This is a genomic window from Pseudodesulfovibrio mercurii (assembly GCF_000189295.2).
In the GTDB taxonomy this organism is placed as follows: domain Bacteria; phylum Desulfobacterota; class Desulfovibrionia; order Desulfovibrionales; family Desulfovibrionaceae; genus Pseudodesulfovibrio; species Pseudodesulfovibrio mercurii.
The window spans coordinates 3494504-3508989 of the sequence record NC_016803.1 but is presented as its reverse complement, the minus strand read 5'-3'; the positions used below and the strand labels follow the sequence as shown (position 1 = coordinate 3508989).

General features: G+C 64.9%; 9 protein-coding genes and 1 CRISPR repeat array (1 of these 10 cut by a window edge). All 9 genes read left to right on the top strand.

Features of this window, described 5'->3' with window-relative positions; genetic code table 11:
• Positions 1-203: 203 nt before the first annotated feature.
• On the top strand, positions 204-1511 hold the full coding sequence (locus DND132_RS15770; RefSeq protein ID WP_014323760.1) for a hypothetical protein: 1308 nt from the start codon (positions 204-206) through the stop codon (positions 1509-1511).
• Positions 1495-2604, top strand: coding sequence for a pyridoxal phosphate-dependent aminotransferase (locus DND132_RS15765; RefSeq protein ID WP_014323759.1), 1110 nt, complete (start codon positions 1495-1497; stop codon positions 2602-2604). Before DND132_RS15770 ends, DND132_RS15765 begins: the two co-directional genes overlap by 17 nt.
• A gap of 183 nt (positions 2605-2787) precedes the next feature.
• Entirely contained in the window at positions 2788-4263 is a 1476-nt protein-coding gene (locus DND132_RS15760; protein ID WP_014323758.1) for an adenine nucleotide alpha hydrolase family protein, read from the top strand.
• 85 nt (positions 4264-4348) lie between these two features.
• Positions 4349-5149, top strand: a complete 801-nt coding sequence (locus DND132_RS15755; protein ID WP_014323757.1) for a ThiF family adenylyltransferase — start codon at positions 4349-4351, stop codon at positions 5147-5149.
• Between the two features lie 108 nt (positions 5150-5257).
• Positions 5258-6241 (top strand): GNAT family N-acetyltransferase, encoded by a 984-nt coding sequence (locus DND132_RS15750; protein WP_014323756.1) that lies wholly within the window; start codon positions 5258-5260, stop codon positions 6239-6241.
• A gap of 310 nt (positions 6242-6551) precedes the next feature.
• Positions 6552-7985, top strand: a complete 1434-nt coding sequence (locus DND132_RS15745; RefSeq protein WP_014323755.1) for a circularly permuted type 2 ATP-grasp protein — start codon at positions 6552-6554, stop codon at positions 7983-7985.
• A gap of 42 nt (positions 7986-8027) precedes the next feature.
• Positions 8028-9005: an alpha-E domain-containing protein gene (locus DND132_RS15740; RefSeq protein ID WP_014323754.1), complete on the top strand. Its 978-nt coding sequence runs from the start codon at positions 8028-8030 to the stop codon at positions 9003-9005.
• A 13-nt stretch (positions 9006-9018) separates the two neighbouring features.
• Positions 9019-9783, top strand: a complete 765-nt coding sequence (locus DND132_RS15735; RefSeq protein ID WP_014323753.1) for a proteasome-type protease — start codon at positions 9019-9021, stop codon at positions 9781-9783.
• 2 nt (positions 9784-9785) lie between these two features.
• Positions 9786-10628 carry a transglutaminase family protein gene (locus DND132_RS15730; protein ID WP_014323752.1) on the top strand — a complete coding sequence of 281 codons (843 nt, stop codon included), beginning with the start codon at positions 9786-9788 and terminating at the stop codon, positions 10626-10628.
• Positions 10629-10798: 170 nt separating this feature from the next.
• Positions 10799-14486: a CRISPR direct-repeat array (repeat unit 32 nt; unit sequence GTTTCAATCCACGCCCCCGCGTGGGGGGCGAC) (it continues 1989 nt past the right edge of the window).

The following is a 14486-nucleotide window of genomic DNA, read 5'->3' as shown; positions in this document are numbered from 1 at the left end:
GCCCAAAGGGGCGGCACTCCGGAGTGAACAACAATTTGTCATTCCGAGCGAAAAGAAGCATAGTTGCGCCGTTTGACAACAGCCGTCACGGTTCGCGGGGGTTCGGGTGCAAAGCCTGCCTGCGATGACCGTTCCGGCGGACCTTTCGTCATGGCGTTCGGCAAGTGCGCCGAGTTCTCTCAATTGCATCAGCGAGTATTTCCGTGAACACATCCGTGCCGTGCATCCGTCTCCATCTCCCTGCCGAGGCCGCCTGGGCCGGGCTGGTGCAGGCGGCGGCCAAACAGGCGGGAGCCGTTTTCGGCTTGGACTCGGCCAAGACCATGCGTCTGGCCCATTGTTCCGAAGAGTTGCTGTTGTTTCTCAGTTCGGCCAAGGCCGGCGAGATCGAAGCGACCCTTCGTCCCATCGCCACCGGAGCGGAGATACGGTTCTCCTTCTCCTCGTCGGGCGTCAACCTTTCAGCGATGAATCTGACGTATGTCCACGATACGAAAAGCGAGGAGTGCGACCTGACCTGCCTGCCCCTGCTGCTGGCCTCCCGGATGACCGACGGGTTTAAGGTGGGACTGGAGGGCCTGCGCATGGAAATCGTCCTGCGGGTGGACAAGGTCTATCCCGAACCCGCGCCGCTCCCGGCGGAGAGGGTCCGGGTGCAGGGAACTCCGGTCTTTTCCCCGGCCGTGGACACGGACACGCTGTTCGAGGCATGCGGCACCCTCGCCGGGCTCTACCCGGGACATTTGGTGCCGGAGTGGTGTGCAAGTCCGGGCCGGACATCAGACCTTGTCCGGGGCGGAGAACTCTTCGCCACCGAGGCCCGCGACGCGGCCGGTCGCCTCTGCGGGATCATTTTCTGGAAAATGCGTTCCGAACAGAGCGTCACGTTTTTCGGGCCCTACGATTTCTCCACGGACGGCTCCGTGGCCGATGGACTGACCAACGCCCTGCTGCAGACAGTGGGACGAAGCCGGGCCAAAAACGTGTTCAGCAGCCTGTCCACGCTGCCGCTGTCGGACCACGGCTTCGAGTTGCTGGCCAACCTGCCGTACCGGCTCACCGACTCGCCTGATCCGGTGACGCACTCCGTATGGGGCCGCATGCTCCAGGAGGATTTCGGCGCGGCGGTCTGGGCGCATGAGGACTTCGCGGACTTTCTTCGCGGCCGCTACGATTCCCTTGAGATGGTACGCGACCTGCGACCGGTGCACGATTTCGGCGAAACAATCCCGGACGCCTCGGTAATCGGCGCGTGTCTCACCCCGGGCCTGAGCGAAGCCTTCCTGCACCCGGAGCTCAACGGGGCGGACATCGGCGACAACCTGGCCCGGCACGTGGCGAGCCTTTCGTCCTCGGGCTACCGAAACATCCTGTTCGAGATCGATCTGGCCAAAGGCTGGCACGCCGCCCTGGGCGGCCCCCTGAAGCAATGCGGCTTCCGGCCCGTGCTCATGCTGCCCCACGGCGGGCAGTCCGATACCCTGATCTTCCGCCATGACCCTGAAGCTTGACCATCTCGTCCCGGAGTACATCCGGCTCTTCGATCCGTACCGGCCGAGTCCGCCGGACAGGGAGTTGATGCGGCTGAACGGCCTGACCCATCTGCATCGCCTGAACAACAACGAGAACACACTCGGGCCTTCGCCCGCGGTGCGCGAGCTGCTGGCCGGAATCGAGGCGGGCATCGTGCCCATCTATCCCCATGGCGACAGCCAGGACCTGCGGGAGGCGCTGTCCGGAGTCCTGGGCCATGACCGGTCGCGGTTTCTGGTGGGCAACGGATCATGCGAACTGATTTCGAGCGTGGTCAAGGCCTTCTGTGAGCCCGGCGACAACATCATCACCGCGGACAAGACGTTTGCGGTCTACGAATGGGTGGCGCGATTTTCCGGCTTCGAGCCGCGTTTGATCCCGCTGGACCGCAATCAGCGATTCGACCCGGATGCCATGCTCGCCGCCATGGACGGCCGGACCAAGATCATCTTCGTGTGCAATCCCAACAATCCCACCGGGACCTACTGGGATGAAGAAACCATGCGCCGCTTTCTGAACGCCTTGGACGGACGGTGCATCGTGGTGGCGGATGAGGCCTATTTCGAATACGTGGAACGGCCCGACTATCCGGACTGCATCCGCCTGCTGGACGAGTACCCCAATCTGGTGGTCTTCCGGACGTTCTCCAAGATGTACGCCCTGGCCGCGCTGCGCGTGGGCTACCTCTGCGCCGGCGAGGAGGTCACGGACATCATCAGCCGTGCGCACGTGGCCTATTCCGTGAACACCCCGGCCCAACAGGCCGCCAGGGCAGCGCTGTTGGACCAGTCCCCGTTCATCGAGGAGACCCGGGCAATGGTCCGTCAGGGACGCGAGTTGATCCACGAAACCTGTGCCGAACTCGGCTTCGAGCACATCATCGGCGAGGGGAACTACGTCATGATCCGGACGCCGCTCTCCGATACCCTGCTGCAACGCAAACTCCTGCGCCGAGGCTTTTTGGTTCGCACCATGACGGGCTTCCGCTTCCCGAACTGGATCCGCGTCAGCCTGGAGCAACGGCCTGTGCTGGAGGAATTTTGTTCCGTCCTGACGGACATGTTCCGATGAGGATTTCCCGGTTGACGATACGGCCACCGGGCAATCCGCACTGAACGGCAAGGGAGCCGTCCCGGATCGTCCGCCTGAGGGGAGGCACTTGTTTTAGCAACTGATTGGCAATATTATTCACAGGTTCCGACTGATTCGGATATACGGTTCAACCATTCTGCCCAGCCAGCATCAGGAGAAACCATGGCGCTCCCCACTCGTCCGACTCTTCAATATCGTTGGCAACCGCGCGAAGACGGAAACAAGACCGTTCTGGTCTATTACGGATTGCGCAATCCCCCACGGCACACCCGGTCCATTCTGGAAGTCGCTCCGGAAATTGCAGAGGGCATAGCCTCGCTGGATGGGGGCCGCACTCTTGCCGACCTGCCGGAATCCTTGACCGGACATCCCGACTTTGCGCGTCTGGCCGAAGAGGGGGTCATCGTCGACGCCACGAACGTCCGGAAACCCGCCACGCCGGAACACCGCCAGCGGTGCATCCGTTGCGTCAATGACGATTACCTCATTCCGGGCCTCGAATTCGACGAGAACGGCCTGTGCGCTTTCTGCCAATGCTATGAACGGGCGGAAAAGGCGGGGGCCTCGGCCGGTCCGCAAAATTACATCACCGAAGCGGAATTGCTCGCGGCGGCGCGCAACAACACCCAATCGCGTTTCGATGTCATGGTGCTGTGCACGGGCGGAAAGGACTCCACCTATCTCTTATGGTTACTGGCGAAAAAACTCGGCCTGCGGGTCCTGGCCGCAGCCTGGAACATGCCCTACACCAACGACACCTGTCGTGAAAATCTCCGACGGTCCATCGAGCTGCTGCCGTCGGTGGAACTGATCGAACGCACCCTGCCCAGGGACATGATACGGCAGGCCATGCGGGAACAGTTCGCGGCCATCGGGATTCCCTGTCTTTGCCCCACCGTGGCGCACGTCCTCTTCTTCCCTGTGGCCGTGGAGGAACGGATTCCCTTCATCATGCAAGGGGTCGAGGAGGTCCAGCTCGCCGTGTTCAGCTACGTCATGAGCGAATTGAAATCCCCGCGTACGGCCGCGAAGGCTCCCGCTCCCACCCAACGGGAAATGACCCTCAACTTTTTCGACATGGTCGCCAACGCCCCCGAGCCTTGTTCGCCGCACGCCATAACGGCCGAGTTCCTCCGCTACCAACGCTCCGTCCGACAACGCCTCGCGCCCTTGTACCGCCAACTCGACCGGACCTTGGACGCGGCCCGCAGGGACACGACCCTTGCCGTGCCCGAACTACGCCGATTGAAGACCAACGAGACCTATGGCACCTGGAAGGAGGTCGGCGAACTGATCAAAAAGGAGATGGCGTGGGAAATGCCTCCCGGACACAAGGGGATGCTCCATACCAGTTGCCGCATTGAGACCGTCAAGGATCACTGCCAGTTCATGCGGTTCAAAAATATGCGCAGCACCTTTTTCCCCCAGTCCGTCGTCGAGGTCGGCGCGGGCGTCTATTTCGGGCTGATCTCCCGGGAGGAGGGGTTGGCCGAACTGAACCATCTCGGATATAACGGGGAACCCGACTCCCTTGCCCCGTTGCTCGACGACCTCGGCCTGCGGGGAGAGACTCCGGAAGGCCACGGGGAAATGTGTTTCTCCTTGTTCGACTGCCGGGATTGCGCAGGGCAAGGATAGGTTCCTTCATCGCCGACACCGGCATGCTTCGTCTTGCCGACACTTGCGCCATGGCCGTCACCGAGCCATGGGCCGGGAGGTAGTCATGGATTTTTTGAGCCGAACCCGCCCGATCATGAAAGAAAGCGGTTTCACGATCCTCAGGGACAAGGAGATCGCCTTTGCCGGGCTCGGCGGCGTGGGCGGAGGGGCGTTTCTCGCCCTGGTTCGTTGCGGCGCGAGCCGGTTCAGGCTGGCGGAGAACGGCATCTTCGATCCGCCGGACATGAATCGCCAGGCAGCGGCCTTCGGCTCCACCATGAATCGACATAAACTCGAAGTATACATGGAACTTGCCCTTTCCATCAATCCCGACCTGGAAATGGTGCCGTACCCCGATGGCGTCAACGCCGACAACCTGGGGGGCTTCCTGGACGGGGCGGACGCCTATGTCGCGGTCATTGATGCGGAAAAGGGCGAGGATGTGAAAAGGATGACCCCGGCCATGCAGGAGCGATACGGAGTTCCGGTCTTCACATGCGGGGCCGTCGGCTTCGGGGCGATCATGGTCAACTTCGCGCCTGACGGGATGAAGGCGGACGAATTCTGGACCCTCGCCATGAAGGACGATACCGGGGGAGGCCTTTTGCCCACTTCCATGCAACGCCATTTCTGCGGCCCGGCCATGGAGCGGATACGGCAGGGACTGTCATCGGGAAAGGTGGCGACCACGGCCATCGGCGGGCTGGCCGCCAATGCCCTGCTGGCCAACGAGGTGCTGGCCTATTTCCTGGCCGGCACGGGCCTGGTGGAGCGCTCTCCCGTATTCGCCCCGAACTATGTGGCCCTAGACTTCATGACCCAGCGGATGCGGGTGGCCGACATCACCCGGCCAGGGGAACCCTGATCCCCGTCCGGCCGACCGCCCCCCCCTCCGCCGGGCGGTCCGGGCTGCGGTGACGGCAACCGTCGCGCCTTTCCGCGAATTCCCGAAAACCCTCAACCCGATAACACGATGAGCAACGAATTCCGCATCACCCTGTTCACTCCCGAAGACGCCCCTGATGTCTCCCGTTTCTACAAGGAGACGTATGGCGACGGCTTCCCGCTCAAATACGTCTACGACCCGGCGGAAATCTCCCGGCGGTACGACGGCGTGAACCATCGGACCACAATTGTGCGCGATGGCGAAGACAGGCTCGCAGCCATGGGCAGCCTCTTTCGCTTTGCGCCCAATCCCCTGCTCTATGAAGCCGGTCAGTTGATGGTCTCCAAACGACACCGGGGCAAAGGGCTGTCCAACATCATAGGACGTGTGGTCCTCGAGGAATTTCCGACGCAGATCCCCGTAGACGCCGTGTTCATCGAGGCCCTGTGCAGCCACACCCTGTCCCAGCCTTCCGCGACCAACTGCGGGCTGCTCCCCACGGGCGTGGAGTTGGAGCGGATTCCGCCCATGGGACCGAAACAGGACAATGGGGTCGTCGTCAACACCTCCCTGCTCACGCTTTTCCGTATCTACAGGGATACCCCGCATACCATCCACCCGCATCCCGACTATGTCGAATTCATCGAACGGCGCAATCGGGCACTCGGGATCAAACGGACCGTCGAGCCGGGAGCTTCACCCGTTCCCCCATCGACCAATGCGCAATCGGATGTCCTGCGGGACGCCTCCATGGCCACGCTCACGATCTTTCGAGCGGGCAAGGACTTGCCCGACGTGCTGGCCCGGTTCCGGGCCGAGGCCGCCGGATGCTCCATGCACGTTCGGTTGGACCTGGGGGACCGGGCAACGCCCTGGGCCATCGACGTCCTGCGCGGCGAACGGTTCTTCCTGAGCGCCTATCTTCCCCTCTGGTTCGGGACGGACGGCATCCTCCTCCAGAAGCTGCCCGCCGCCCCGGATTTTTCCGCGCCGCGGTATGGCTCGGAGGCGGCGAAATCCATGGGTGATGCCGTTCTCGCGGATTGGGAGGCGGTGACGGGTTCGAACTGATACCGCGCCCCCGTCGCTGTCGATGAACGGGGAGTCGGGGGCAGACTCCGTGCCCTGCCGTCCGAACGGCCCCGATTCACCCTCCCGCCGACAGCCCACCCCCTCCTCCACAAGCCATCGGAACGTTTCGCCTGCCCACCCACCGGGTGAATCCGCCCCGGCTTCGGATCGCTTTTCCAAAAATGTAATTTTATATAATAATATCAACCGAGAATAATGATTAGTTGTACTTTAATGTGAATGGGTGTAGCTGTGGACACTGGCGGCCGCTCCTGAGGCGGGCCGAAACCGCTAACCCCACAGAGGTCCCATGGATTTCAAGGACTACGACATCGGACCGCACTACGACGAGATGTTCGCCGCCCCCGGCGTCCCGCGCCCCGGCGCGCAGCTGCTCGTGGACAAGATCATGAGCCTCGGCATGGAGGAGATCCAGTCCAGGCAGCAGGCCGCGGAGCAGGCGTTCTACGATCTCGGCATCACCTTCACGGTCTACGGCAACGACGAGGGCACCGAACGGATCTTCCCCTTCGACATCATCCCCCGGATCATCGAGGCGGCCGACTGGAACCGGCTGGAGCTCGGGCTCAAGCAGCGCATCGAGGCCCTGAATCTGTTCATCGACGACATCTACCACGACCAGAAGATCATCAGGGACGGCGTGGTGCCCGGCGACGTCATCTTCACCGCCGAGGGGTACTTCGAGGAGTGCCTGGGCATCGACCCGCCCGGCGGGGTCTGGTGCCACATCACCGGCACGGACCTGGTGCGCGACGACAAGGGCGTGTTCCACGTCCTGGAGGACAACCTGCGCTCGCCCTCCGGCGTGTCCTACGTCATGGCCAACCGCCAGATCCTCAAACGGACCTTCCCCCAGGTCTTCGCGGCCGCGGGCATCCGGCCCGTGGAGGACTACCCGGCCCATCTGCTCCAGACCCTGCACGACGTGGCCCCCAACCGGAACGCCAACCCGACCTGCGCCCTGCTCACCCCCGGCATCTACAACTCGGCCTACTACGAGCACTCCTACCTGGCCCAGCAGACCGGCATCGAGCTGGTCGAGGGCCGCGATCTGGTGGTCAGGAAGGGCGTGGTCTACATGCGCACCACCAAGGGGCTCAAGCCCGTGGAGGTCATCTACCGCCGCGTGGGCGAGGACTTCCTGGACCCCACGGTGTTCCGGCCCGACTCGCTGCTCGGCGTGCCCGGCATCATGGACGCCTACCGGCGGGGCAACGTCACCCTGGTCAACGCGCCGGGCACGGGCGTGGCCGACGACAAGGTCGTCTATGCCTACGTGCCCGAGATCATCAAATACTACCTGGGCCAGGAGGCGATCATCCCCAACGTGCCCACCTACCTGTGCTGGCGGGACGAGGACCGCGCCTACGTCCTCGACCACCTGGACGAGCTGGTGGTCAAGGCGGCCAACGAGTCCGGCGGCTACGGCATGCTCGTGGGCCCGCACTCGACCAGGGAGGAGCAGACGGACTTCGCGGAGCGCATCAAGGCCCGGCCGCGCAACTACATCGCCCAGCCCACGGTGAAGCTCTCGCGCGTGCCGGTCATCGTGGACGGCGGGTTCGAGGGGCGGCACGTGGACCTGCGGCCCTACGTGCTCTACGGCGGCGAGATCCGCGTCATCCCCGGCGGACTGACCCGCGTGGCCCTCAAGAAGGGGTCGCTGGTGGTCAACTCCTCCCAGGGCGGCGGCAGCAAGGACACCTGGGTCCTGGCCCGCTAGCGGGCACGGGGACCGCCACTTAACGTTTCGAGAGGAAAGACCATGCTTTCACGCGTTGCCGACGCGGTATACTGGATGAGCCGCTACCTGGAGCGGGCCGTGAACCTGGCCCGGCTGGTGGACGTCAACTGGCTGCTGACCCTGGACATGCCCGAGAATTTCGGGGAGCAGTGGGAGCCCCTGGTGGCCACCACGGGCGACCGCGCCCTGTTCTTCGAACGCTTCAAACGGGCGGACCGGGAAAACGTCCTCCGGTTCCTGCTCTTCGACACCGAATACACCAACTCCATCCGCTCCTGCCTGCGCATGGCCAGGGAGAACGCCCGGACCATCCGCGAGATGATCCCCACCGAGATGTGGGAAGAGGTGAACATCTTCTACCACATGGTCGAGCGCGCGGCGGACCGGCCCGAGACCGTGGTCGTCAACCCGTTCTCGTTCTGCAACGAGGTCAAGCGGCGCGGCTTCATCCTCGGCGGGGTCTCGGCCGCGGCCATGACCCGGGACGAGACCTTCTACTTCACCCATCTCGGGAACATGCTGGAGCGCGCGGACAAGACCTCCCGCCTGCTGGACGTCAAGTACTTTCACCTCCTGCCCAAGGCCGAGGACATCAACTCCACCCTGGACCACATCCAGTGGAGCGCACTGCTCAAGGCGGCCTCCGGTTTCCAGGCCTACCGCCACCGCTTCGGGCCCATCTCGCCCGGCAGCGTGGTGGAGTTTTTGCTCCTGGACCACGACTTCCCCCGCGCCGTGCTCCACTGCCTGACCGTGTCCCGCAACTCCCTGCACCAGATCACGGGCACGCCCATCGGCCACTTCTCCAACCTGGCGGAAAAGGTCCTGGGCCAGCTGGTGGGCGAGATGTCCTTCCACTCCGTGGAGGAGATCATCGGCCGGGGCCTGCACGAGTTCACGGACAACCTGCAGACGCGCATGAACCAGGTGGACGAGGCCGTGTCCCGGACCTTCTTCAGCGTGTCCGACGAGCCGCTTGACTCCCCCGGCGAACAGTGAGAACAATCGCGCCATGACATTCTGCCTTGGAATCAACGTCGAGGAAGGGCTGGTCGGCATCGCCGACACGCGCATCACCTCCGGCAACGAGATCATCACCGCGCGCAAGGTCACGGCCTACCAGAACGGGTTCGGCGCGTTCTTCGTCATGACCTCCGGCCTGCGCAGCGTGCGCGACAAGATGATCACCTATTTCGAGGAGCGCCTCGACACCATGGAGGAGCGCCCCGACAAGCTCTACAAGATGGTCAACCTGATGGCCGAGGAGCTTCGGCGCGTGTGCGGGGAGGACGAGGCCTACCTCTGCCGGGGCGGGCTGAACATCAACCTGCACACCCTGGTGGGCGGTCAGCTCACGGGCGACTCGACCCACAAGCTCTATCTCATCTATCCCGAGGGCAACTGGGTGGAGATCGGCCAGGGCACCACGCCCTACCACATCATCGGCGAGGGCGGGTACGGCAAGCCCGTGCTCGACCGCACCCTCCAGCACGGCGATCCCCTGCACTTCGCCCTCAAGGTCGGCTGCCTGGCCTTCGACTCCACGCGCATCTCCGCGTCCGACGTGGATTTCCCGGTGGACGTGGTCCTCTACTCGCGCCACAGCCACGAGATCGTGGAGCAGCGCTACGAGGCCAAGGACCTGGCCGACATATCCAGTTGGTGGCAGAACCGGCTGCGCGAGAGCGTCAACGAGCTGCCGTCCGAATGGATCGAGAACATCGCGGCCAAGCTCCAGCGCGTGCAGCGACGCATGGGCCGGAACGGGACGGGCTAGGCGTGCGCTTCACCCTGCGCCACCTGACCCGATACGCCTACTCCCGGCCGGTTTTCCTCGAACCCCACACCTTTCGCCTGACCCCGAGGCAGGACGCCTGCCAGCGCGTGCTGGCCCACGAACTGCGCATCAACCCCGCCCCCGCCGGACGCTTCGAGGGCACGGACGCCGAGGGCAATCCCTTTGTCCAGGCCTGGTTCGACGGCCTGACCGAGACCCTGACCGTGGAGGCCCTGACCACGGCCGAGACCCTGCGCGCCAATCCCTTCGGCTTCCTGCTCGACGACGCGGCCTGCCGCGTTCCGCCCGCCTTTGCCCCGGCCGAGGAACGGGCCCTGGCCCCCTGCCTGCGGACCGACGCGGCCGACGACGCCGTGGCCGCCCTGACCGGCTCCCTCCTGGACCGCTCGGACGGGCGTGGCCTGGACTTCCTGCTGGAACTCAACGCCTGGATCTTCGGCAACGTGGCCAAGGTCATCCGCCGGGAGCCCGGCATCCTCGCCCCGGCCACGGTCTGCCGCGAGCGCCGGGGAGCCTGCCGCGACTCGGCCGTCCTGTTCATCGCCTGCTGCCGCCGGGCGGGCATTCCGGCCCGGTTCGTGTCCGGCTACCAGTCCGGCGACGACGCCCAGGACAAGCGCGACCTGCACGCCTGGGCCGAGGCCTACCTGCCCGGCGCGGGCTGGCTCGGCCTGGACCCCACCCACGGCCTGCTCACGGCCGACCGCCACCTGGCCCTGGCCGCCTCCCACGACCCGGCCCAGACCGCCCCGGCCCAAGGCGCCTTCCGAGGCACCGACGCCACCGCCACCCTGACCCACACCCTGACCCTCACCGTGGAATAACCCCGGATTCCCGGAGGTCACGGAACTGACCGGACACCCCCGGTTTCAGCCCTCGCGCACCATTCTCCGCAACCACCAACGGTGAAGCCTTGCAAGTTCCAGATTTCACGCTCCACGTCCCGCGTGGGGAGCGACGAGTTGCCGGAGCAGTCCCTGGTGTCCACGGTGTCGTTTCAAACCACGCCCCCGCGTGGGGGGCGACACAGGGCGGACCAGATTTTGCGCGAGTCCGCGTGGTTTCAATCCACGCCCCCGCGTGGGGGGCGACTCCTGGGCATGCCGCCGGTCGCAGTCATTGCAGGTTTCAATCCACGCCCCCGCGTGGGGGGCGACACCATGCGGACCTTTGCGCTACTCCTCGGGGCGGTTTCAATCCACGCCCCCGCGTGGGGGGCGACCATGATCACCGACGCCCTGATGATGGAGGAGGTGTTTCAATCCACGCCCCCGCGTGGGGGGCGACCAGCACCGCCGTTGCCGATGGCCCCGACGCCCAGGTGTTTCAATCCACGCCCCCGCGTGGGGGGCGACGACCAGTCGATGCACTCCGCAGCGGTGCGCCAGGGTTTCAATCCACGCCCCCGCGTGGGGGGCGACCATCCTGTAGAGCTTTCCTGCCTATTCATTGCAGTTTCAATCCACGCCCCCGCGTGGGGGGCGACGTCACTGAGACCGTGGTCACGGTTTTCGAAAACAGAGTTTCAATCCACGCCCCCGCGTGGGGGGCGACGGCCAAGGCGATCAAGGGCATCCACGCGACGTGGTTTCAATCCACGCCCCCGCGTGGGGGGCGACCAACCGTCAACGGCACCGAACTTACACTGACCGACGTTTCAATCCACGCCCCCGCGTGGGGGGCGACCACGCGATACGGCATTTATCGGCGTCCCTGCTCGACAGTTTCAATCCACGCCCCCGCGTGGGGGGCGACCCCATGGCAACCACGACTACACCCTGGCAGGTCAAGTTTCAATCCACGCCCCCGCGTGGGGGGCGACCTCACGGAACAGGTCAGTCTCGCCGCCGGAGAAAGTTTCAATCCACGCCCCCGCGTGGGGGGCGACCAGGCCTCGATGGGGTGGGTGTACCCCCCCGAGCGTTTCAATCCACGCCCCCGCGTGGGGGGCGACCTTAGGCTTCGGCGGCTCGGGCAGGGCGAGAGGCGGTTTCAATCCACGCCCCCGCGTGGGGGGCGACTCACGATGCGCTCCCCTGGTTGGAGTTAGGATTGTTTCAATCCACGCCCCCGCGTGGGGGGCGACTGTTGCTGGTGGCGACGGTAGTCCTGGGCTTATAGTTTCAATCCACGCCCCCGCGTGGGGGGCGACTCGTCGGCCAGCGCCTCGCATATCAGGATCTGCTCGTTTCAATCCACGCCCCCGCGTGGGGGGCGACTTCGACTCCTGGTCCGGTGCATATGCGGCCACGGTTTCAATCCACGCCCCCGCGTGGGGGGCGACTACTACAGGTGCCGGGCGCATACGAGCTGGGGCAGTTTCAATCCACGCCCCCGCGTGGGGGGCGACCCAGGCCGCCCCAGTGCAACGGGTGCGAGGAATGGTTTCAATCCACGCCCCCGCGTGGGGGGCGACGTGTGCTGGCGCTCTACGTCGACGGCAGTTTCGAGTTTCAATCCACGCCCCCGCGTGGGGGGCGACGTCCGGCGATAATCGCGATTCCAACCGCCTTGATGTTTCAATCCACGCCCCCGCGTGGGGGGCGACAACGTTTGAGGATGTTCCTGGAACGTCGCGGTCTGGTTTCAATCCACGCCCCCGCGTGGGGGGCGACCGTTCCCGTACTGCTCGCCCTTGCCCTGGGGCTCGTTTCAATCCACGCCCCCGCGTGGGGGGCGACCTCTTGGCGGTGGCTCCGAATCTTATTAGCAACGGTTTCAATCCACGCCCCCGCGTGGGGGGCGACCAGCCCACGCTGTCCAACCTCAAGACCTGGACAGGTTTCAATCCACGCCCCCGCGTGGGGGGCGACAACGTTTGAGGATGTTCCTGGAACGTCGCGGTCTGGTTTCAATCCACGCCCCCGCGTGGGGGGCGACCCGGAGGAGTAGCATGCAGCAACGATTTACTTTCGTTTCAATCCACGCCCCCGCGTGGGGGGCGACCCGGCAGACAGTGACCGTCGAGCGGCAGAGCATGTTTCAATCCACGCCCCCGCGTGGGGGGCGACTGGGATCAGGGCAGACACAGGCACCCCGCTTGCCAGTTTCAATCCACGCCCCCGCGTGGGGGGCGACCGAAGCCAAGCGTTACAAGGGGTACAGCCTGACCGTTTCAATCCACGCCCCCGCGTGGGGGGCGACTTTTTCCGTGTCTGGATATGATCTGTATTACATGTTTCAATCCACGCCCCCGCGTGGGGGGCGACCCGACTTTTTGAGGTTAAGCTTTTCGGCACGCTCGTTTCAATCCACGCCCCCGCGTGGGGGGCGACCATTTTGTGTTACCTATTTATTTAACGGTGTCACGGTTTCAATCCACGCCCCCGCGTGGGGGGCGACGAGACGGGAGGACATGCCGGGCGACTACGCCACGGGTTTCAATCCACGCCCCCGCGTGGGGGGCGACAGTTCGCCATCGCGGCAGGCACGGCGACCATCGGTTTCAATCCACGCCCCCGCGTGGGGGGCGACTGGAGTATCAACGGACATTCTTTCATAAGCAGGCCGTTTCAATCCACGCCCCCGCGTGGGGGGCGACCAAACACCGGCTTTAATCGCCCGGTGAATAAATCGTTTCAATCCACGCCCCCGCGTGGGGGGCGACATGAGCGTGTTGACCGCCCTGGGCAAGGGCATCCTGTTTCAATCCACGCCCCCGCGTGGGGGGCGACACGGGCTGCACGCATCGGCCTTGCTCCAGGCTGCGTTTCAATCCACGCCCCCGCGTGGGGGGCGACGCCGGAGTAGGTGGTCATGGTCAGATCGCCGGTGTTTCAATCCACGCCCCCGCGTGGGGGGCGACGGACGGCCTCGCCAAGCGGGCAAAGACGGTAGCCGTTTCAATCCACGCCCCCGCGTGGGGGGCGACAATGTCTGGAGGCTCCCCGCGTCCTTTTTGTCTAGGTTTCAATCCACGCCCCCGCGTGGGGGGCGACAACGCCTCGGGCTACGAAGTATCCACGGACGCGGTTTCAATCCACGCCCCCGCGTGGGGGGCGACCGCAGTAGCCGAAATGGAGCCGCTCAAGGCCTCCAGGTTTCAATCCACGCCCCCGCGTGGGGGGCGACTACTTGGCCCCGGACGGAGACGCGGGCGATCTGACGTTTCAATCCACGCCCCCGCGTGGGGGGCGACTTCACAGGCTTCCCGCAAACAGCACACCGCCTCCTGTTTCAATCCACGCCCCCGCGTGGGGGGCGACGGCGCAGTTCCGGGGACCGTCTCGTGTCGCCGGACGTTTCAATCCACGCCCCCGCGTGGGGGGCGACAACGCGGTACTCGCTACCGTATCCGACGTGGCACAAGTTTCAATCCACGCCCCCGCGTGGGGGGCGACACCGGCAAGACCATTTGGGAGGACGGCAACACCGTGTTTCAATCCACGCCCCCGCGTGGGGGGCGACCGCTGGCGAGCCTTTCACCTTCCGTCTTGTGGTTGTTTCAATCCACGCCCCCGCGTGGGGGGCGACGGCCGCAGACTGTCCGTCGCCCTGCCCAGCAGACCGTTTCAATCCACGCCCCCGCGTGGGGGGCGACGCCCTGACCCTGGCCAGCAACATGCCGTGGGGCGGGTTTCAATCCACGCCCCCGCGTGGGGGGCGACCCGTATCGCGTCTATTGGCGCAATCCATACACAAGTTTCAATCCACGCCCCCGCGTGGGGGGCGACTCCCGATCA